At 60.2% G+C, this 20202-nt stretch carries 19 protein-coding genes; 9 read left to right on the forward strand and 10 right to left on the reverse strand.

Translation table 11 applies throughout. The features are described 5' to 3' along the window. The first annotated feature begins 33 nt into the window (after positions 1–33). Together ACK3EW_RS17410 and ACK3EW_RS17415 are read left to right on the forward strand one after the other, a co-directional pair. Entirely contained in the window at positions 34–1734 is a 1701-nt protein-coding gene (locus ACK3EW_RS17410) for an acyl-CoA dehydrogenase (RefSeq protein ID WP_493807157.1), read from the forward strand. Continuing rightward, on the forward strand, positions 1731–2777 hold the full coding sequence (locus ACK3EW_RS17415) for an MBL fold metallo-hydrolase (protein ID WP_493807158.1): 1047 nt from the start codon (positions 1731–1733) through the stop codon (positions 2775–2777). The genes ACK3EW_RS17410 and ACK3EW_RS17415 overlap by 4 nt, the downstream gene beginning before the upstream one ends. A 97-nt stretch (positions 2778–2874) precedes the next feature. Here the strand turns inward: ACK3EW_RS17415 and ACK3EW_RS17420 are convergent, their stop codons facing one another. Then, entirely contained in the window at positions 2875–3450 is a 576-nt protein-coding gene (locus tag ACK3EW_RS17420; RefSeq protein ID WP_493807159.1) for a YqgE/AlgH family protein, read from the reverse strand. 115 nt (positions 3451–3565) lie between these two features. On the opposite strand from ACK3EW_RS17420, the gene ACK3EW_RS17425 reads away from it, so the two are divergent. Beyond that, on the forward strand, positions 3566–4387 hold the full coding sequence (locus ACK3EW_RS17425) for a protein-disulfide reductase DsbD domain-containing protein (protein ID WP_493807160.1): 822 nt from the start codon (positions 3566–3568) through the stop codon (positions 4385–4387). Between the two features lie 3 nt (positions 4388–4390). Here ACK3EW_RS17425 and ACK3EW_RS17430 read toward each other — a convergent pair whose 3' ends face one another. The 5 genes from ACK3EW_RS17430 to ACK3EW_RS17450 all read right to left on the reverse strand — a co-directional run bounded on the left by ACK3EW_RS17430 (position 4391) and on the right by ACK3EW_RS17450 (position 11290). Then, on the reverse strand, positions 4391–7798 hold the full coding sequence (locus ACK3EW_RS17430; protein ID WP_493807161.1) for an efflux RND transporter permease subunit: 3408 nt from the start codon (positions 7796–7798) through the stop codon (positions 4391–4393). Positions 7799–7801: 3 nt separating this feature from the next. Then, entirely contained in the window at positions 7802–9259 is a 1458-nt protein-coding gene (locus ACK3EW_RS17435) for an efflux RND transporter periplasmic adaptor subunit (protein WP_493807162.1), read from the reverse strand. 92 nt (positions 9260–9351) lie between these two features. Beyond that, the gene (gene moaB, locus ACK3EW_RS17440; protein WP_439120040.1) at positions 9352–9894 is read right to left on the reverse strand and encodes a molybdenum cofactor biosynthesis protein B; all 543 of its coding nucleotides are present in this window, start codon (positions 9892–9894) and stop codon (positions 9352–9354) included. A 3-nt stretch (positions 9895–9897) separates the two neighbouring features. Then, positions 9898–10686, reverse strand: coding sequence for a uracil-DNA glycosylase (locus ACK3EW_RS17445; protein WP_493807163.1), 789 nt, complete (start codon positions 10684–10686; stop codon positions 9898–9900). A 67-nt stretch (positions 10687–10753) separates the two neighbouring features. Next, positions 10754–11290, reverse strand: coding sequence for a hypothetical protein (locus ACK3EW_RS17450; protein WP_493807164.1), 537 nt, complete (start codon positions 11288–11290; stop codon positions 10754–10756). A gap of 152 nt (positions 11291–11442) precedes the next feature. On the opposite strand from ACK3EW_RS17450, the gene ACK3EW_RS17455 reads away from it, so the two are divergent. The 6 genes from ACK3EW_RS17455 (at position 11443) to ACK3EW_RS17480 (ending at position 16003) form a co-directional block, all read left to right on the forward strand. Beyond that, complete coding sequence (locus ACK3EW_RS17455) at positions 11443–12405, forward strand: aspartate carbamoyltransferase catalytic subunit (RefSeq protein ID WP_085632354.1); 963 nt, start codon at positions 11443–11445, stop codon at positions 12403–12405. Continuing rightward, entirely contained in the window at positions 12402–12950 is a 549-nt protein-coding gene (locus tag ACK3EW_RS17460) for an aspartate carbamoyltransferase catalytic subunit (protein WP_493807165.1), read from the forward strand. The genes ACK3EW_RS17455 and ACK3EW_RS17460 overlap by 4 nt, the downstream gene beginning before the upstream one ends. Before the next feature lie 18 nt (positions 12951–12968). Next, positions 12969–13358 carry a hypothetical protein gene (locus ACK3EW_RS17465; protein WP_493807166.1) on the forward strand — a complete coding sequence of 130 codons (390 nt, stop codon included), beginning with the start codon at positions 12969–12971 and terminating at the stop codon, positions 13356–13358. 1 nt (position 13359) lies between these two features. Next, on the forward strand, positions 13360–14655 hold the full coding sequence (gene pyrC / locus ACK3EW_RS17470; protein WP_493807167.1) for a dihydroorotase: 1296 nt from the start codon (positions 13360–13362) through the stop codon (positions 14653–14655). Continuing rightward, on the forward strand, positions 14655–15266 hold the full coding sequence (plsY, locus tag ACK3EW_RS17475) for a glycerol-3-phosphate 1-O-acyltransferase PlsY (RefSeq protein ID WP_493807168.1): 612 nt from the start codon (positions 14655–14657) through the stop codon (positions 15264–15266). Before pyrC ends, plsY begins: the two co-directional genes overlap by 1 nt. A 308-nt stretch (positions 15267–15574) precedes the next feature. Beyond that, positions 15575–16003 carry a glyoxalase superfamily protein gene (locus ACK3EW_RS17480; protein WP_493807169.1) on the forward strand — a complete coding sequence of 143 codons (429 nt, stop codon included), beginning with the start codon at positions 15575–15577 and terminating at the stop codon, positions 16001–16003. 82 nt (positions 16004–16085) lie between these two features. Here the strand turns inward: ACK3EW_RS17480 and msrA are convergent, their stop codons facing one another. The 4 genes from msrA to queG form a co-directional block, all read right to left on the reverse strand. Then, the gene (gene msrA / locus ACK3EW_RS17485) at positions 16086–16592 is read right to left on the reverse strand and encodes a peptide-methionine (S)-S-oxide reductase MsrA (protein ID WP_493807170.1); all 507 of its coding nucleotides are present in this window, start codon (positions 16590–16592) and stop codon (positions 16086–16088) included. After that, entirely contained in the window at positions 16589–17038 is a 450-nt protein-coding gene (gene msrB / locus ACK3EW_RS17490) for a peptide-methionine (R)-S-oxide reductase MsrB (protein WP_493807171.1), read from the reverse strand. Before msrB ends, msrA begins: the two co-directional genes overlap by 4 nt. A gap of 64 nt (positions 17039–17102) precedes the next feature. Then, positions 17103–19112, reverse strand: a complete 2010-nt coding sequence (locus ACK3EW_RS17495; RefSeq protein ID WP_493807172.1) for a hydantoinase/oxoprolinase N-terminal domain-containing protein — start codon at positions 19110–19112, stop codon at positions 17103–17105. Between the two features lie 27 nt (positions 19113–19139). Then, positions 19140–20198, reverse strand: a complete 1059-nt coding sequence (gene queG / locus ACK3EW_RS17500) for a tRNA epoxyqueuosine(34) reductase QueG (RefSeq protein ID WP_493807173.1) — start codon at positions 20196–20198, stop codon at positions 19140–19142. Positions 20199–20202: the final 4 nt, after the last annotated feature.

Genomic DNA, 20202 nt, shown 5'->3' on the forward strand with positions numbered 1-20202 from the left:
AACTTAAGTCCTGACGCCCGAGGAAAGTTGACTATGTCGTACCGCGCCCCTGTTTCCGAAATCCGTTTCCTGTTCGACCATGTGGTCGGCTTTGGCCAGGTTGCCGCAACAGAACGGTTTGCCGAAGCGACGCCCGAAACTGTAGAGGCCGTCCTGAGCGAAGCGGGAAAGCTGTGTGAAGACATCCTGTCGCCGCTTCAGCGTGCAGGCGATCTGCATCCAGCACAGCTCGAGAACGGTATCGTGCGCACGTCGCCGGGATATGCCGAGGGCTACCGCGCCATCGCAGACGGTGGGTGGATCGCGATTGCGGCTGATCCGAAGTACGGCGGGATGGGTCTGCCCATGGCTATGACGACTGCGGTCAATGAAATGATGAGCGCGGCGTGCCTTTCGCTGCAACTGGCGCCTTTGATGACGCAAGGCCAGATCGAGGCGTTGGAGCATCACGCCAGCGATGACATCAAGGACCTGTATCTGCCCAAGCTGATTTCCGGCGAATGGATGGGCACGATGAATCTGACCGAGCCCCAAGCCGGGAGCGACGTGGGCGCCCTCACCACAAAGGCCGAACCCAAGGGCGACGGCACCTATGCGATCACGGGACAGAAGATCTACATCTCGTGGGGCGACAACGACATCACCGAGAACGTATGCCATCTGGTTCTGGCCCGCCTTCCAGACGCGGTCCCGGGCACCAAAGGGATCAGCCTGTTCCTCGTGCCCAAGCGCCTTCCGGATGAAAACGGTGTTCCCGGAGTGGCCAATAGCCTCAAGGTGGTGAGCTTGGAGCACAAGATGGGTCTGCATGGCAGCCCAACCGCCGTGATGCAGTATGACGGCGCGACCGGGTGGCTGATTGGCCAAGAAAACGATGGTATGCGTGCCATGTTCACCATGATGAACAACGCGCGTCTTGGTGTGGGTGTGCAGGGCATTGGCGTGGCTGACGGAGCATATCAGCACGCGCTGGCCTATGCCGAAGGCCGCAAGCAGGGCCGGACCGAGCATAATACGATCACCGACCATGCCGATGTCCGCCGCATGCTGGCGACGATGAAGGCCGACACCTTTGCCGCCCGCGCCATCGCACTTGCCAATGCGGTCGCAATCGACATGGAAACCGCCACCGGACACGCCGATTGGTCCACACGCGCGGCACTTCTGACCCCGATCACCAAGGCGTTCGGAACCGATACGGGGATTGACGTAGCGGAACTTGGCGTGCAGGTGCATGGCGGTATGGGATTCATCGAAGAAACCGGCGCGGCGCAGTATTCCCGCGATGTGCGTGTGACCGCGATTTACGAAGGCACCAACGGCATCCAGTCGATGGACCTGGTCGGCCGCAAGCTGATGGATGGGGGCGAAGCCGCCTATCGCCTGCTCGACGAGATGGAGGCCGATGCCGAAGCGGCGCGCACGGCGTTACCAGAGTTGGCAGAGGCCGTCTGGCAGGCTTGTGAAACGCTACGAGAAACAACCGAGTGGATGGTCGCGCATGGCGCGCAGGACCGTTTCGCCGGGTCGGTGCCCTATCTGCGGGGCTTTGCCCGGGTGCTTGGTGCACATTTCCACCTCAAGGCCGCGCGCGCAGATCGGGGTGGCAAACACGAACGTTTGGCCACCTTCTATATCCACAGCCTGTTGCCCGAACATGTCGGTCTGCTGACCCATGCGCGGCAGGGCGCTGATGACCTCTATGCCTTGAGCATGGATGATCTTGCCGCATGAAAGATCGAAGCACAGGCGGAATTCGCTACCCTTGGGACACACCACCAGAAGAAGGCACCGCCACAGAGGTTGCTGAGGGCATTCTCTGGATTCGCCTGCCGCTTCCGATGAAGCTCGATCACGTCAATGTCTATGCGTTGGACGATGGCGACGGCTGGACCATTGTCGACACGGGTTTTGCATCAAAACGCGGCAAGGCGATCTGGGCGCGGCTGCTGGAGGGTCCGCTGCGGGGCAAACCGGTTCACCGCGTGATCGTGACACACCATCACCCAGACCATGTCGGGCTGGCAGGTTGGTTGAAGTCCAAACATGGCGCTGACCTGATCACGACGCGCACCTCATGGCTGATGGCGCGAATGCTGCAGCTTGACGAACAGCCGGTGCCCAGCGCGGAAACCCTTACTTTCTGGACCCGCTGCGGGATGGCATCCGATGTTCTGGATAAACGCCAAACGGAACGCCCGTTCAATTTTGCCGATTGCGTTGACCCTTTGCCGCTGGGCTACACCCGCATTCAGCAGGGCGATACGATCAGCGCCGGTGGGCGGACGTGGGACATTCATATCGGCAATGGGCATGCGCCCGAACACGCCACGTTCTGGTCGCGGGATGACAACCTGATCCTTGCGGGCGATCAGATCCTACCGTCAATCAGTTCGAATATCGGGGTCTACGCGACTGAACCCGAAGCTGACCCTGTCGCGGATTGGCTGGAATCCTGCGAACGCCTGTCCACCATCGCGCGGGATGATCATCTGGTTCTGGGAGGGCACAAACTGCCTTTCACGGGGCTGCCGCTGCGTCTGCACCAGTTGATCGAAAACCACCACGGCGCCTTGCGTCGGCTCGAAGCGCATCTGGACACGCCGAAATCGGCAGGGGATTGTTTTGCGCCCTTGTTCAAGCGGACCATCGGTGACGGCGAATATGGCTTGGCTCTGGTCGAGGCGATGGCGCATTGCCAGCACCTTTGGCATGAAGGGCGGGCCACTCGCCATTTGAATGACGCGGGCGCGTGGGTGTTTCAGACCCAGCCCTGAGCTTTTCGTTTTACAAATGCCTCGGGGCAAGGCCCGAAGACAGTCCGGGACGAGGGGCAGCGCCCTTGCCGGAGGTTTCACCGCCGGCACGCGCCTCTTAGGCGCGTCCGCCCGCCGACGACAGGACCAGCGGTGAAATGCCAAGACGGCCCAGCGCGGCTTCCCACTTTTCGGTATCCACAGTGTCGAACACCAACTCACTGTCGGCCTCGCAAACCAGCCAGCCATTCTGAGCGATTTCACGTTCAAGCTGTCCCGGTCCCCATCCAGCGTAGCCCAGAACGATCAGGCGTTTGTCTGGGCCTGAGCCCTGCGCGATGCTTTCCAGAACGTCAAGCGTGGCAGTCATCGCAAATGCGTCATCCACCTGCAACGTCGTCATGTCGGATTGGAAATCCGGCGAATGCAGAACAAAACCGCGGCCCACTTCGACGGGGCCGCCGAAATGTACGCGTATTTCGGAAAGGTTGCCCGTGTTTTCGATCGGCAGCTGGTCGACAAGCGTTTCAAAACTCATCTCGGCGGAGGGCTTGTTGATGATCAACCCCATCGCGCCGTCCGAGGAGTGGGCGCACAGGTAAATCAAGCTGTGCTCAAACCGGGGATCAGGCATCCCCGGCATCGCGATCAGCATTTGCCCGGTCAGGTCTGTGATGGATGTTTTCTGGCTCACCAAGAGAACATGGACAGCGATGCGTGGGGTTGCAAGAGCACAGACACGCCCTGCACACGACGGATCGCCCGTTTGTGACTTTTCATCGCGGCGGAAAACCGCCATCTGCTAATGTATGACGCATTTTCTTCGTACCCTCATGACAGTTGTGGCCGTGGCTTTTGGCCTCGTTACTCCGACGGTTTCCGCGGCCTCGGACACGACGGGCCTGTCCCTTGTCGAACTGCGTCCGGGTTGGCGGATGGCTGACGGCACACATATGGCCGCCCTGCACATTGTGCTGGAACCGGGGTGGAAGACCTATTGGCGTGCTCCGGGCGATGTGGGGATTCCTCCACAATTCGACTGGAGTGGTTCGAAGAACATCCACGCGATCTCGGCCAAGTGGCCGACACCTATGGTGTTCTTTGAACAGGGGATGCGATCAGTCGGCTACAAGTCCGAAGTGGTGATCCCGCTGCAAATGACCGCGCAAAACACTGACCAAAACATGCATCTGTCCGGTGAGATGCAAATCGGCATCTGCAAGGACATCTGCATCCCGGCCAATCTGCGGTTCACTGCGACCTTGCCGCCCAATGTCACACTGCCAGACCCGATGATTGCGGCGGCCCTCACGAACCGACCCTATACTGCATCCGAGGCCGGAGTGCGCGGTGTGACCTGCTCAATCGAACCGGGGGCGGACGGCGCGCTGGTGCTGCATGCACGCATCGACATGCCATCGGCCGGAGGCACGGAATATGTCGTGGTCGAGGCTGGAAACCCGCATGTCTGGGTTGCGGAGCCCGACAGTCGCCGCGATGACGGTATTCTGCACGCCAGCACGCGCCTTGTTCACGTCGAAGGGGGCAGCTTTGCTTTGAACCGCTCGGACCTGCGGTTTACCGTGATCGGAACTGCCCGCGCCGTCGATATCCTTGGGTGTACGTCCTGAGCGTCAGGCCGAGCGGCTGCGCATCCGAGCGACCACAAGCGCGACAGCAGAGAGCAGGTAAACCGTAAGGCAGATCACTGCGGCTCCACCCAAGAAGAAACCAAGGCTTCGTGCAAGTGTCAGGTCTCCGGCCAAAGGCGTGTCCGCCAGTGCCGATCGAAGTGTCTCAGGCAGCGCGCCGGTCAGGGCAAAAGCCCCCATCGTTGCGCCCAGCCACGCCACAATCAACGCTGATGCGGTGCCCAAAACCACGCGGATACCGCCCTGTCGGAACCGCAAGCCACGCCGGGCGGTCTGGGTTAGACGGCCGATGTCGTTCTGAATGGCAATCAGCGACGGCACGATGAGCAGCACGAGGAACATCCCGAACCCCAGCCCATAAACGAGGGTGATCACCGTCGGTTTCAGGAATTGCGCTTGGCTGGATTGTTCGTAGAGCAAAGGCACAAGTCCAAGAACCGTGGTCGCCGTAGTTAGGAAAACCGGGCGCAGTCGGTCTGCAGCACCGTCAATGATCGACGGGATCAAGCCACGGTCCTGTGCCTTTTCGTCGATCGTCGTCACCAGAACGATGGAATCGTTGATGATGATCCCGGTCATCCCCAAGAGACCGACCACGGTAAACATGCTCAGCGGGACGTCCCATGCGGCGTGCCCATAGATCGTGCCGACCAGACCAAACGGGATCACGGACATAACCACCAAGGGGCGCGTCCAGCTTGCGAACACCCATGACAACACGAGGTAGATCGCAAGCAATGACAGGATCAGGCCCGTACGCGCGTCGTTCAGGAAATCGCCTTCTTGCTCGCTGAGGCCCGACAAGCGGTAGTCCACCTGACGTTCGCTGGCGATGGTGGGCAGGATCTCTGTCTCAAGCGCCAACATGATGTCATTTGCTCGCGCCGGATCGTCTTCGGAGATGTCCCCCGTGACGGAAATCAAACGGATGCCGTTCTCGCGGCGAACGGTTGAAAACCCAGTGCGGCGTTCGACGCTGACAATATCGGCCAACTGCACATACGCGCCCTCAGGCGTGCGCATTTGGGTCCGTTCAAGAAAATCCGCTGTTAGTTCACCGATGGGCAGTTCCACGCGAATCTCGGCGCTGCGAGGGCCGTCGGGATAGGTCGCCGCTTCGACGCCACCAAGACGCGCGCGCAGAACGCTGCCCAGACCGTCGATGGTAAAGCCCAACGCCTGCCCTTGCGGCGTGAGTTCGAGGATCAGTTCTTCTTTGTCATAGGCAAGGGTGTCTTCGACAGCCGACACTTCGGGATACTGAAGCAGCGCGGTTTTCAGATCCTCGGACGCGGCCTTGAGCGTGTCGGCACTGGCGCCATAGAATTGCACATCCAAAGCATCGCTTTGAGGTCCGCTGCCCCAGCTTCGAAAGCTGATGGTTTCCACCATCGGGTGGCGCGGCACGCTGTCCTGCAATTCGGTCACGAACGCGCGGCTGGAGAAAGGGCGAAGATCGGCGTCTATCAATTCAATCGAGATGCCGCCCAACTGATCCGCGTCCTTGGTGTCAGCCCCGGCGATGCCGCGCCCGGCATTGCCGCCGACTTCGGCGATCACGTAGTCAATCGGATTGACGCCATGCCGGTCTTCAAAGCTTTTCGCGACATCTTCGACCGATCTCTGGAAGATACGCATCATTTCGAACGTGTCTTCGCGGGTGGCACCGGGCGCCATGGCGAAATTGCCAGTGACAGAGCTTTGTTCCGGCGAGTTGAAAAATCGCCATTGCACATCGCCCCGGATGAACAGCGCTGCCTGAGAGGCCAGCAGCACCACAGCACCCGCCAACACCGCATAACGCGCCTGAATGACCAACGCCATGAAGGGACGGAACATCGTTTCACGCATCCAGCGGAAGCCTCGGTTCACCACGCGGGACGGGATGTCGTACCAGTGTTCCTTGGCACTGTGGGCGATGGCGTGGGCCATGTGGTTCGGCAGAATGAGGAAGCATTCTACCAAAGACGCAGCCAGAACAGCGATCACGGTAAAGGGAATGTCGGCTATCAGATCGCCAAATCGACCACCAATCGCCACGAGACCAAAAAACGCAATGATCGTGGTCAGCGTTGCAGCAAATACTGGCAGCGCCATACGCTGCGCAGCCCGTTCCGCCGCCTCGACCGGAGACAGGCCAGAGCGGGCGAGATGATCGGCATGTTCGCCCACGACAATGGCATCATCCACGACGATGCCCAACGTGATGATCAGCGCAAAAAGCGAGATCATGTTGATGGTGATCCCACCCGCATACATCAACGCAATCGCCGCCATCATCGCTGCAGGAATGCCTGCGGCCACCCAAAAGGCTGTACGCGCATTCAGGAACAGGAACAGCAACAAGACCACCAGTCCAAGACCCGTCAGACCATTATCAAGCAGGATGTCGAGACGCCCGGTAATCGCTTCGGCGCGCGTGCGGATAAGGTCGACGGTCACACCAGCGGGCAAAGAGGCTTCGAATTCGGTCGCAACCTCTTCGACTTTGCGCTGAATCGCAATCGCGTCGCCTTGATCGCTGCGGTCGACGCGAATGGAGATCGCAGGGTTTTCGCCAACGAAGTAGCTGCGTTCGCGATCAATACCTTCGATAATGATCGTGCCCACATCCCCTACGGTGAGGTTTGATCCATCAGGGTTTGACCGCAGCACAATATCCGCGATTTGTTCGGCGCTGCGCTTTTCGACACCAGTGCGGACGCGGGTGTTGGCATTGCCGACGTCGCCCGCTGGATCGGCATCGACTTCTTGAGCAATTGCTTCGGCGATCTGCCGCATGGAGATATCAAACGCGATCAAGTTGGCCGACGGCACTTCGATCACGGTACGCGGAGCAGAAAGGCCCCGAATGGTGGTGCGGGTAACCCCTTCGGCGAACAGCCGGGCGCTCAGTTCATCGGCAAATCGTGCCAGTTGGTCAACGCCCACGGGGCCCGTGATGACCAGGTCGGTGACCCGGTCCCGCCATGTGCCGCGACGGACCACCGGGTCTTCGGCATCGGCGGGCAAAGTGGACACCGCGTCAATCGCGGTCTGCACATCGTCAGCGGCGCGTGACATGTCCCAGCCGGGTTCGAATTCCAGCCGGATGCTGGCACGTCCTTCGCGCGACGTCGCTTCCGAACTTTCAACACCTTCGACGGAGAGCACGGCGGGTTCCAGCACCTGCACAATGCCCCGGTCCACGTCTTCGGCCCCTGCCCCGTCCCACACAACCGAGACATCGACATCGTCGACGATCACATCCGGAAAGAACTGCGCGCGCATATTCGGGATCGACACAGCACCCGCCGCAAGCAACAAGATCAGCAGAAGGTTTGCGACCGTCCGGTGGCGCACAAAATAGCTGAGGATGCCCCCGGCCTTGCCTGACAGAACCCGCACCATGGCTTAGCCCCCCATCCGGGATTCGATTCGTTCGACGACCTGCGCAGGCACGGCACCTTGGGAGAGCTGTTGCAGAATGCGCTGGCGGGCCTCTTCCGGCATCCGCGTGTTGGACTGCACAAAAGCGGTCAAACGCGCGCGGCGTTCTTCGGTGAGTTCGACCATTTCAGGCTCTTCTGGCGCAGCCTGTCCAGCCTCGCGCAATGGGCGCACCTTGATACCAGCGCCGAGAAGCGGGGTCCGTTCGGCCACAACCTCGCGCCCTTCCAAACCCCGTGCGCGCACCAGAACATCATCGCCCTGACGGCGCAGCAGGTTTACGGAAACGACCTCTAGCCGATCTTCCCCGGCGATCACCAGCACCTCGTTCGCCGCGTTCAATGAAGATGCAGGCAGACGCGCCACATTCTCCAATGGCGGCTCATCAATCTGCACCGTCACGAAGTCTCCGGGACGGAAACCCGGTGCGCTGTTCAAAGTGGCAAACAATTGCCGCCCGGTCTGGCCATCGCCCACGGCAGCGCCGGCGCGGCTGAGCGTGCCGGTCGCAGTCAGGTTGGTGCCGAAGACGTCCAGAATTACAGTGACATCCGACTGCGTCAGTTGCCCGCTTTCATCCAGCAAACGTGCGAATTGTTGGGTCGAGACCCGAAACGCCACTTCGAGCGCGTCCGCGTCTATCAGGCGGGCAAGTTGTTCGTTCGACGACACCAGTCGCCCCTGCACCACCGACACATCCGCCAAGGTGCCCGAGAAATCCGCCGTGATCAGCGTGTCATCCAGCCGCCGCTGGGCTTCGGCCGCGGCTATGACGGCACGGGACAGGCGTGTTGTTGCCTGATCAATGCGTGCCTCTGCCTGTGCGACGGCTTGTCTGCGAGACAGAACCGCCTGCCGCGCCTGCGCTGCTGCAAGTTCAGCGACTTCGACTGCCGCTGCAGTTCCGACGCCGCGATCCTGCAAATCGACCTGCCGCTGATAAGCGCGTTCTCGCAGCGTCGCTTGTTCATCGGCGGCGACGAGTTCATCGCGTGCGAGAATGATTGCGCGTTCCGCCTCGCGCTTTTCGGCCTCGGCATCGAGGATATCGCTTTCAACCCGCTGCAACACCGCTTCGGCATCGGTCGGATCAATCCGCACCAGCATTTGGCCTTCGGTGACGGATCCGCCTTCAATGAACTCGGGCGCGATTTCAAGAACACGTCCGCCAACCGCCGCGCGCAGTTCCAAAGTCCGCACACTGTCGATCTGACCAAAGGCTGTCAGAACCGGTGTGACCGTTTCGAAGTTCGCGGGCACGATATTGACCGCAAACACACGTTCACGCTGCGGAAAGCTGCGCGGTTCTTGCGCCATCCGCTCTTGCACCGCATCGCGCACTTGAACTCCGGCGTACGCCAAAAGCCCAAGCGTCAGCGAAAGTAGAAAAAGCCCGGTCAGGCTACGGCGCAGAAACCGCATAAACGACAATCCTCATTATCCATTCTGCCTAACAGGTAGCCAGAACTGAATGTTTTCCAATAACACATCTCTTCGTTACACGAAGAGAATTGCTATTTCCGTCGCAGATGCTCGTCCAATCGCGGTAAAATCTCGACAAAGTTACAAGGCCGGTGCCGGTAATCGAGTTGCAGGCTCAGAATTTCGTCCCACGCATCCTTGCAGGCGCCGGGGCTGCCGGGCAGCGCAAAGAGGTATGTTCCATTGCGCACACCGCCCGTTGCACGGCTTTGAATGGCGCTTGTGCCGATTTTCTGGAACGACACCATCGTGAACACGGTGCCGAAAGCGTCGATCTCTTTTTCATAGACATCGCGATGCGCCTCGACCGTTACATCACGACCAGTCAAACCTGTGCCACCTGTGGAAATGACAACGTCGATATCGGGTTGATCGCACCATGCGCGGAGCTGGTCTGCGATCTGATCACGCTCGTCTTGGATGATCTTGCGGTCCGCCACGATATGCCCTGCACCTTCGATCCGCCCGACCAGCGTGTCGCCAGAGCGATCTTCGTCAAGTGACCGCGTATCACTGACCGTCAGAACGGCGATACGGATGGGCAGGAAGTCTTTGGATTCATCAATACGGCTCATGGATCAGGCTTTCTTGGTCAGTCGCGCATTCAGGTCGAGCAGATCGGCCCAAGCCTCACGCTTGGCGGACGGGTTGCGCAAAAGGTAGGCTGGATGGAACATCGGGATGACAGGTAGGCCCTCGGCCTCATCCCACTGGCCGCGGAGGCGCGTGATACCACGTTTGCCAAGCAGCGCCTGGCACGAGATATTGCCCATGACCACCAGAACATCGGGTTTGGCAAGCGCGATATGCCGCTTGAGGAACGGCAGCATCATGGCCATTTCATCGGGTTTCGGATCGCGGTTCTGCGGCGGACGCCACGGCAAGACATTGGTGATGTAGACTGCCTGTTCGCCGTCACGGTCTCGGCCCAGATTGATCGCGGCCAGCATTTTGTCCAGCAATTGCCCAGCGCGACCGACAAAGGGTTTGCCGATGCGGTCTTCGTCACGCCCCGGCGCTTCGCCGATAATCATCACGCGCGCGCCCGCAACGCCGTCACAAAAGACCAGATTGCGCGCCCCTTTGCGCAGTTCGCAATGCGGGTATTCGGCCATGGCTGCCTGCAGTGCGGCAAGGTCAGGTGCCGCGCGCGCTGCTGCTTCGGCCTCGGCTACCGGATCAACCTCTGGCACCGCGTGAACCGGTACAGAGGGCGCGGCAACGCCAGAACCGACACCCGCTTTCGGTGGCGGCGCAACCTGTTCAAAGCGATTGATGGGCGTTTCCGAGATTGTCTCGGTCACACCCATCTCAAGCTGCCATTCAAGGGCAGCACGCGCAGCATGCCAGTCTATTTGCGAATCCATGACTGCAACCTAGCCTGAGCGACAGGCCGACAAAAGCGGCGTTACACCGCCGCTCTTGGTGTTCAGGTCACAACGGAGGGAACTGCCCCGGATAGCGCTTCCAGTTGGGAAGGATCGGCTGTGGCGCAGAGTACGTCTGAACGTGTGACGGGGCAGGCGCGACCTTTCCCATCATCGCTGGCGCATGGCGTGCAGGGCCAGCACCGTCAACACATCCCTGTTCAATCATTGCTTTGGAGATCGCGTCGTAGTGACCGCGCGCACTGGCAAGCTGTGCAGACTGGTCAACGCTGATAGGCAAAGCAAAAATTGCCGGCCAGAAGATTAGGGCGCTTGCCGTGAAAAACACGGTGTCAGATTGAGCAGCTTTTCGCTGTTCGGCGGTAACGTGTCGGACATAACCGGCAAGAGTAACCCGCTCGTTGTACAGTTCCAGGCAGTTGGCACCGCGATAGACGATGCTGGGAATGTATGTCGCAGGCACACGCTGAGCCTGTTCGGCGCAGGCAGAGAGAAAAAGCCCGGCCCCTAGCAGGAGGCCAGTGAAGGTCTTGTTAATAATTATGTTTTCCCCACAAGTTCTACACCCGGTTGTATTGACCATGACGAATGCCGTCAACTATATGGAGAGTAATTTTTTAGGTTTATCGCTACATTTAGATTTTGCGGTTCGCTGCCGTGGTTCCAAAGGAGTTGGCTTGCTGCATCGCAATAGGACTCCTATAACCGGGCTGCTCCGGGTTCTAAGGCTCTCATATGATCTTCACACAAAGACACCTGCTTGGGATCGAACCCCTTCGCCCTGACGAAATCACAACGCTGCTTGATCTGTCGGACCAATATGCCGACCGCAACCGTAAGCGAACGCCGAGCACGGATGTTCTGGCGGGCATGACGCAGATCAACATGTTCTTTGAAAACTCCACCCGGACGCAGGCCAGTTTCGAACTGGCGGGCAAGCGGTTAGGCGCGGATGTGATGAATATGGCGATGCAAGCATCGTCGGTGAAAAAGGGCGAAACCCTGATCGACACCGCGCTTACACTGAACGCGATGCATCCCGATCTGCTGGTGGTGCGCCATCCGCATTCCGGCGCGGTAGACCTGCTTTCACAAAAGGTGAATTGCGCGGTTCTGAACGCTGGCGACGGCAAGCACGAACACCCGACGCAGGCGCTGCTGGACGCTTTGACAATCCGCCGTGCAAAGGGGCGTTTGCATCGACTCTCGATCGCCATTTGCGGCGACATCGCTCACAGTCGTGTGGCTCGGTCGAACATCCTGCTGCTGGGCAAGATGGAAAACCGCGTGCGCCTTGTCGGCCCACCGACACTGATGCCAACCGGGATCGGAGAGTTTGGGGTCGAGGTCTTTGAGGACATGCGCGAAGGGCTCAAGGACGTCGATGTCGTGATGATGCTGCGCCTTCAGAAAGAACGCATGGATGGCGGGTTCATCCCGTCCGAGCGGGAATATTACCATCGCTATGGTCTTGACGCGGAAAAGCTGAGCTTTGCCAAGGATGACGCCATCATCATGCATCCCGGCCCAATGAATCGCGGGGTCGAGATTGACGGGACGCTGGCTGACGACATCAACCGCTCAGTCATTCAGGAACAGGTGGAAATGGGTGTGGCGGTGCGCATGGCTGCAATGGACCTGCTCGCGCGGTCGCTGCGCGAAAGACGCGAGGCGCAGTCCGAAGGCGTCATGGTATGAGCACGGAAATGCACATCAAAAGCAGCGAACGGGGTGTGATCCGGGTGTTTCATATCGACCTGCCACGCGAAGCCATCGAACGGTTCACAACGCAGGCCGGCACGGGCGAATGGCCCCTGCAATATGCGCTTGGGGCGAAGACACTGCGGTCGGCCTTTGTCGAGGTCATCAACATCCGCGATCTGGGCGACATGTCCCTGTCGCAATACTTGATCAATGCGCATGATGTTTCCGGTGCCGATTTTCAGGCGATGCGCACGCGGTTGGATGCGCTGACCGGGTTCGCGCTAGTGCTGCCGTCGCAGGCGTTTGACCACACTGAACAAGACCTGGCGATCTCCAACCCGCTGCGGTGGATAGGCACATTCAACGAACCGAAAGTTGCGACAATCGCCACCCCGATCCGCACCAACTCTGCCAAAGGTGTGGTCGGTACTGTCGCCGGGGGACCCACACCCAAAACGAACATCGGATTATGGGTTGTTGTTGGTCTTTTTGTTCTGATCCCACTTGCGATCATCATTGCCCGATTCACGCTTAACTGATTGTATCTGAAAGTTTTTATGATCGAATTCCAACCGGATATGACCACCTACATCCGCGCCCATGCGGTCATGACAGCGTTTGCGATGGCAGCCGGGATGCTGATCCTCTGGGCACTGGACAATCCGCATATCTGGACCGGCGCTGTTGGCGGGTTGGCCGCCGTTACTCTGCGGGGATGGTATATGGCGGATGAAATCATGGACGAGGTATGGACGATGAACAACACCAGCCTCACAGGCCCATATGAGCGGAAGGCACGCCTTGATGACATCACCAAGGTGAGGACGATTGCCGGGTCGGTACAGATCATCACCAAATCCGGCGATAAGCATCTTATCAAATACCAGCCGGACACCGGTGCGGTGATCGACCAGATCAACGCAGCGCGTCAGAAACAGGCGGCGTGACATGACCCTTCTCATCACCAATGCCCGCGTTGTCGATCCAGAGGCAGCAGACGTCAGGCCCGGTGCGATCCTTGTGCGCAATGGCATCATTGCCGAGGTGTTCGACACGCCAACCCCGGAGATCGGCACTGACAAAGTGCCATCCGAAAACCGCCGCGATGCGGGCGGAAAATACCTGGCACCCGGCATTGTTGATATCGGCGTCAAGATCTGTGAACCCGGTGAACGGCACAAGGAAAGCTATGGATCCGCCGGGCTGGCCGCTGCGGCAGGTGGCGTGACCACCATAGTCACCCGCCCCGACACAAACCCGGCCATCGACACGCCCGAAACACTGGAATTCGTCCGCCGCCGTGCAAACGAGGCAGCACCCGTACACGTCCTGCCGATGGCCGCTTTGACCAAAGGCCGCGATGGGCGCGAGATGACCGAGATCGGTTTCCTGATGGATGCCGGGGCTGTTGCGTTCACCGACTGTGACCGCGTTGTGCGCGACACCAAAGTGCTTAGCCGCGCGATGACCTATGCCCGCGCGTTGGGCGCGTTGGTCGTCGGGCATCCGCAGGAACCGAACCTGTCGGCAGGCGCGGCAACGACATCGGGCAAATTCGCATCCCTACGCGGCTTGCCCAGTGTTACGCCTATGGCGGAACGCATGGGGCTGGACCGGGATATCGCATTGGTCGAAATGACTGGCGTGCGCTATCACGCCGACCAGATCACCACGACCCGCGCCCTGCCCGCACTGGAACGGGCCAAGCGTAACGGGTTCGACGTGACCGCTGGCGTGTCGATGCACCACCTGACGCTGAATGAATACGACGTCGCCGACTACCGAACCTTCTTCAAGGTCAAGCCGCCGCTGCGGTCCGAGGATGACCGGCAAGCTGTGGTCGAAGCGGTGAAATCAGGCCTGATCGACGTGATCGGATCGTTTCACACACCGCAAGACGAGGAAAGCAAACGCCTGCCCTTCGAGGAAGCGGCAAGCGGGGCTGTGGGTCTGGAAACCATGCTTCCCGTGCTGATGCGCCTTTATCATTCCGGCGATCTGGACCTGCCGACGCTGTTCCGTGCGCTATCATTGAACCCAGCCAAGCGGCTCGGTCTTGAGTGCGGGCGTTTGACCAAAGGCGCGCCGGCCGATCTGGTGCTGTTCGATCCGGACAAACCTATTGTGCTGGACCGATTCAAATTGCTGTCCAAGTCGAAAAACACGCCCTTTGACGGCGCGCGCTTGCAGGGTAAGGTTCTGGAAACCTTTGTCAGCGGAAACTCGGTCTACCGGAGCACCTGATGCCAACGCTTGAGACAGGCATAGCACTCTACGCCCTTTGGGCCGCCATCGGCTACCTGCTAGGCTCTATTCCGTTTGGCCTGCTTTTGACCAAGGCACTGGGGCTTGGCAATTTGCGTGAGATCGGATCGGGCAATATCGGCGCGACCAACGTGCTGCGTACTGGCCACAAGGGAGCCGCTGCGGCGACCCTTCTGCTGGATGGCGCAAAAGGCGCGGTCGCGGTGTTATTGGCCCGCGAGTTCGCCGGCGAAGCGGCGGCGCAGATCGCGGCGCTTGCGGCGTTTCTGGGGCACTGCTTTCCGGTCTGGCTTGGCTTCAAGGGCGGCAAAGGGGTCGCAACATTCTTGGGCTTGATGCTTGCCCTTGCATGGCCCGTAGGTCTTTTGGCCTGTGCCACTTGGCTTGCCACAGCCGTTATCAGCCGGATTTCCAGCCTATCGGCATTGGTGGCCGCATCATGGTCAACGCTGTGGTGCCTGTTGGTCGGTCAAGGACAGGTGTTTTTCCTGACGCTGATCCTTGCGCTGCTGATCATCTGGCGGCATCGCGAAAACCTTGCCCGTCTTAAGGCTGGGACCGAGCCCCGCATCGGTGGCAATAAAGCCTGAGAACAGACGAAACCAGTCTTCAGGTCGGCTCGGGTTGCCGTGCCGCGCCTTTCGGTATACGAGCGCATTCAGGTGCCGGGCACCTGCCGCCTGCTGACATCCGTCATGGTGAAGCCCGGAACGTAAACACTGTCTCACCCTCGAAGCATTTCGCAGGTGGGTAACGCAGGCCCCCTCCCCGTCCGAAATGCCTCACTGGAGATGTGAGCAATGTCAGAACGACACTCAAACCAGACAGTCGAAATCCGCGATCCACGGCGCAAACCGCGCGTTGCGATGTGCACCGCATTCTTTGAATGTGAGGCGACATGACGGATCTGTTCCTCGAAACCGCAAAGACGCAGGCAAAGGCGCTTAGGCAGGCATTGCAGGCCAAAGGTGCCGCCGTCACGCATGCACAGGCGCTTGAACTGATCGCACAACAACACGGTGCCCGCGATTGGAACACCTTGCATGCGCGGCTCGCGCGGCGGAATGCACCGCTCGAACTTGCGCTAGGCGACACTGTGTCAGGCCAGTACCTAGGTCAGGCGTTCACCGGCCGCATCATCGGACTGTCCGGCCCTGAACATCTGCGACAGATCGAAATCAAACTGGATCATCCGATTGATACTGTTCGGTTCGACAGCTTTTCCAACTGGCGTCACCGTATCCGGGGCACGCTTGGCGAGAATGGCCAAAGCCACCGAAAGACGTCGGACGGCGTGCCTCAACTGATCGTCGAAAAGGCACGCTGATCGCAAAAAAAGGGCCGGAACAATGATCCGGCCCTTTCGATTGCATCTCACAGATTTTGGTAACCTTGCCTGCCGGGCAAGATCACTCCGCAGCGTCGCGTTTGGGAAGCACCCAGTTGGCGCGCGGGAAGTGGCAGGTATAGCCGTTTGGGAACCGCTCAAGGTAATCCTGATGCTCTGGTTCCGCTTCCCAGAAATCCCCCACGGGTTCGACCTCGGTGACGACCCGGCCTGGCCAGATGCCGCTGGCATTCACATCGGCGATGGTGTCCAGCGCGCAATCTTTCTGCGCCTCGTTCACATAGTAAATCGCCGAGCGATAGCTCAGGCCACGGTCATTACCTTGCCGGTTCGGCGTGGTCGGGTCGTGGATCTGAAAGAAGAACTCCAGCAGCTTGCGATACGAAATCACAGATGGATCGAAAATGATCTCGATCCCCTCGGCATGGGTGCCGTGATTGCGATAGGTCGCGTTGGGCACATCCCCACCGGTATAGCCCACGCGGGTTTCCTGCACGCCGGGCAGTTTGCGGATCAGATCCTGCATCCCCCAGAAACAGCCACCGGCCAGTACTGCACGTTCAGTCATGCCGCATCCTCCACTTGATCCAGATAAGCGCCATAGCCTTCGGCCTCCATATCGTCACGATGGATAAACCGGAGGCTGGCAGAATTAATGCAATAGCGCAAACCACCCCGGTCTTGCGGACCATCCGGGAACACGTGACCCAGATGGCTATCGCCATGGGTCGAGCGCACTTCGGTGCGGATCATCCCGTGGGACATGTCGCGCAGTTCATTGATATGCGCGGGTTCGATCGGCTTGGTAAAGCTGGGCCAACCGCAGCCGGACTCGTACTTATCCGCGCTTGCAAACAGAGGCTCACCGCTCACCACATCAACGTAGATGCCGGGTTCCTTGTTATCGAGGTATTCCCCAGTGCCCGGTCGCTCCGTCCCGCTTTCCTGCGTGACGTAAAACTGTTCGGGCGACAGCGTGGCAATCACGTCCGGGTTCTTTTCGTATTTGGCCATACGGGCACCTCCATTCGTCGTCTGGACATATAAATGGCGTGCGCAGCCGTAAGTCCAACCCTTGTTACAGCCCGGTCTCTGGGTCGTGAGCCGCGATCCTTGGCCGTCCGGTCGCCTCAACCACGATCCGCGCCTCCACAAACATCTCGCGCGCTTCGATTTCGGCCCGTTTGACCTCGCGCCAGACTTGCACATGAACCGAGGCGGCACCCGCCGCTTCGGCGTCTTCAGTCGCGGCAGCGCTGAGGGTTGCTTCCAGCATCGCCATTGCCGCATCCGCATCGCGGAAATCCTGCGGCGCATCGGGCAGGTGCGCCCGGAATAGCCCTTCCGACGGGCTACTGACCAACCCTTCGCGCAGCATTCGAATGCGCCCCGTGACGGCACCGATGGCGTTGGCCACATCGCCATGATCCGGCAGCAGCATCTCGGCGTTGAGGTATTGCCCGACCGCCGGATAGGTCGTCTGCGCCGACGCACCCAGGCCGACAACGGGGACCGACAGGCCAGCCGTCAGGTGCACCAGCCCCGGAGTTTGCCGCAACCCGCGCGCCATCAACGGATGGACGGCCAGCGCGGACGGATCCTCCATCCCATCCTCAGCAAAGGCCGCCTCCAGAAGCACCGTCCCTGTCGCACGTGTCAACGCATCAACGATCTGCTCCGCCATCTCTTGCGGAGTCTGGGCATGCTTTTCCCCTGATCCCGCCCGGTTTCGGGCCAACAAGGCCAGCGCCTTTTCCGACGCAGTCGCATCCCAATGGGTGAACCGCCCCAGCACATGCAGCGCATCTGTCGGCGTCGGCCCAGCCACCTGAATTAACCCGCGCGACACCAGAAGTCGCAACGACTGCGCCTCAAGCCGCGACTGCACCACAGCCCCCAAAGGCTGCGGCGCAACGGTGATCCGGTCCAGCACCGCCTGCGCACGCTCCGGCAAGCCTACTGCATCCTGCCCCTCGACTCGACGCACAAACCGCGCGTCGTATTCACCGGGAACTGCGCGGTTCATCTGCTCGTCCAGCGCCTTGTGTACGACCTCAGGCGAGTCCTGCGCCACAAGAGCGATCGGAAGCACCCGGCGCGGCCCAAGCCTCACCCCTCCGCTCAAACCGCCACTCGCCAAATGCACTTCGCTGTCACCGCCCAACCCGTGGGTGCGCATCGCCACCGCTTCGACCATGGTGCGATGCGGACCAACACGCGCGCCATCGGGGTCGATCACCGGCTGACCATTGCGCAGCACGGCAATGTCGGTTGTGGTGCCGCCAATGTCAGACACCAAAGCCTGATCCGCACCTGTCAACCAACGCGCACCAACGATTGAGGCGGCGGGCCCGCTCAGAATAGTTTCGATCGGTCGTTCCTGCGCTTGCGCCGCCGACATCAACGCGCCGTCACCCCGCACCACCATCAGTGGCGCATCAATCCCCAATTCTCGCAGCGCCCCTTCGGCCCGCCCGATCAACCGATGAGTCAACCCGATCAGCCGCGCATTCAGCACAGCCGTCAACGCCCGCTTCGGCCCGCCCAGCTTGGCCGACAATTCGTGCGAACAGGTAACGGGGCGCCCCGTTGCAGCCCGCACCGCTTCCCGCGCCGCTACTTCATGCGCCGGATTGCGCGTGCCGAATTGTGCCGCGATGGCAAAGGCCGACACATCCTGCACAGCGGCCCAATCGGCAATCAACGCCACATCCAAAGGTGTCACTTCCGACCCACTATGGCTGTGCCCACCGGCTGTCACCAGCACCGGATCACCAGCAAGCGCGTCGGCCAAACCTTGCGCTGCCAGATCGCGCTCAGAGAACCCGATATAGATCAGCGCCACCCGCGCACCTTGCCCTTCGACAAGCGCATTCGTGGCCAAAGTGGTCGACAGCGACGCCAAGGCAATGTCTTTCGGAGACACAAAGGACTTCGCCAGCACCGCCTTGACCGCCTCGCTGACACCAATGGCCAGATCCTGCCGCGTCGTCAGCGCCTTGGCGCTTGCGATCACCGCGTCTTCGTCGCGCATCAACACGGCGTCGGTATAAGTGCCGCCGGTGTCCACACCCAGTAGAATTGCCATAAACCCGCCTCCTGCGACTGACCTAGCCTAGTCGCCAGCCCCGGCCCGCGTGTTTGCGACATCGGAAAGTCGCATCGCGGCCCAACGCGCCGCATCGGCAACGGTTTCGTCGGGATCATCCACCAAGACTTGCGCCACGGCACGCAGTCGCGGTGACCCGGAATTGCCGATTGCATAGAGCACGTTGCGCACAAACCGATTGCGCCCGATCCGTTTGATCGGAGACCCCGAGAACCGCTCTCGAAACGCGGCATCGTCCAACTGTGCCAACTCCGCCAGATCGGGCGCAAGCAAATCCTCCCGCGCGTGGTATTTCACCTCGGCCGCGCGACTGGCAAACTTGTTCCACGGACACACCGCCAGACAATCATCACAGCCATAGATGCGGTTGCCCATCAGCCCGCGCAACGCTTCATCGACCGGCCCGTGATGCTCAATCGTGAGGTAGGAAATGCAGCGCCGCGCATCCAACTGATAGGGTGCCGGGAACGCATCTGTCGGGCACACATCCAGACAGGCCCGGCATGACCCGCAATGATCGACCTCTGCCGCGTCGGGTGTCAGATCGAGCGTCGTGAACACTGATCCGATAAAGAACCACGACCCCAGCTCGCGCGACACAAGGTTGGTGTGCTTGCCCTGCCAGCCCAGTCCCGCCGCCTGCCCCAACGGCTTTTCCGGCACGGGTGCCGTGTCGACAAAAACCTTCACCTCACCCCCACCTTCGGCGATCAGCCAGCGCGCCAAACGCTTGAGCCGCTTCTTCACCAAATCATGGTAATCGCGGTTCTGAGCATAGACAGAAATCGCGGCGTGTTCGGGATGCTCCAAAATCTCCAACGGATCATGGGCGGGGCCGTAATTCTCGGCCAACATGATGACCGACTGTGCCTCTGGCCACAGTACTTGCGGCGCGCCGCGCCAATGCGCGCGCTCTGCCAGCCAACCCATCTGCCCATGATACCCTGCATCCAGAAACGCGCGCAGTCGCTCTGGAACCTCCGGAACGTCCCACGGGCGACAGATGCGGCAGGCCGAGAACCCTTCGTTCAACGCCTGCGCTTTCAGTCGGGCTGTGAGGTCCATGCAT

Source organism: Marivita sp. NO-S04 (assembly GCF_059070475.1).

Bases quoted from the DNA above. Each gene is read 5' to 3' on its own strand.
- ACK3EW_RS17430 (WP_493807161.1), bottom strand. From the start codon at position 7,798: ATGGTGCGGGTTCTGTCAGGCAAGGCCGGGGGCATCCTCAGCTATTTT.
- plsY (WP_493807168.1), top strand. From the start codon at position 14,655: ATGCCAACGCTTGAGACAGGCATAGCACTCTACGCCCTTTGGGCCGCC.
- pyrC (WP_493807167.1), top strand. From the start codon at position 13,360: ATGACCCTTCTCATCACCAATGCCCGCGTTGTCGATCCAGAGGCAGCA.
- ACK3EW_RS17415 (WP_493807158.1), top strand. From the start codon at position 1,731: ATGAAAGATCGAAGCACAGGCGGAATTCGCTACCCTTGGGACACACCA.
- queG (WP_493807173.1), bottom strand. From the start codon at position 20,198: ATGGACCTCACAGCCCGACTGAAAGCGCAGGCGTTGAACGAAGGGTTC.
- msrB (WP_493807171.1), bottom strand. From the start codon at position 17,038: ATGGCCAAATACGAAAAGAACCCGGACGTGATTGCCACGCTGTCGCCC.
- ACK3EW_RS17455 (WP_085632354.1), top strand. From the start codon at position 11,443: ATGATCTTCACACAAAGACACCTGCTTGGGATCGAACCCCTTCGCCCT.
- ACK3EW_RS17425 (WP_493807160.1), top strand. From the start codon at position 3,566: ATGACGCATTTTCTTCGTACCCTCATGACAGTTGTGGCCGTGGCTTTT.
- ACK3EW_RS17435 (WP_493807162.1), bottom strand. From the start codon at position 9,259: ATGCGGTTTCTGCGCCGTAGCCTGACCGGGCTTTTTCTACTTTCGCTG.
- ACK3EW_RS17410 (WP_493807157.1), top strand. From the start codon at position 34: ATGTCGTACCGCGCCCCTGTTTCCGAAATCCGTTTCCTGTTCGACCAT.
- ACK3EW_RS17465 (WP_493807166.1), top strand. From the start codon at position 12,969: ATGATCGAATTCCAACCGGATATGACCACCTACATCCGCGCCCATGCG.
- ACK3EW_RS17445 (WP_493807163.1), bottom strand. From the start codon at position 10,686: ATGGATTCGCAAATAGACTGGCATGCTGCGCGTGCTGCCCTTGAATGG.
- ACK3EW_RS17480 (WP_493807169.1), top strand. From the start codon at position 15,575: ATGACGGATCTGTTCCTCGAAACCGCAAAGACGCAGGCAAAGGCGCTT.
- ACK3EW_RS17450 (WP_493807164.1), bottom strand. From the start codon at position 11,290: ATGGTCAATACAACCGGGTGTAGAACTTGTGGGGAAAACATAATTATT.
- moaB (WP_439120040.1), bottom strand. From the start codon at position 9,894: ATGAGCCGTATTGATGAATCCAAAGACTTCCTGCCCATCCGTATCGCC.
- msrA (WP_493807170.1), bottom strand. From the start codon at position 16,592: ATGACTGAACGTGCAGTACTGGCCGGTGGCTGTTTCTGGGGGATGCAG.
- ACK3EW_RS17495 (WP_493807172.1), bottom strand. From the start codon at position 19,112: ATGGCAATTCTACTGGGTGTGGACACCGGCGGCACTTATACCGACGCC.
- ACK3EW_RS17460 (WP_493807165.1), top strand. From the start codon at position 12,402: ATGAGCACGGAAATGCACATCAAAAGCAGCGAACGGGGTGTGATCCGG.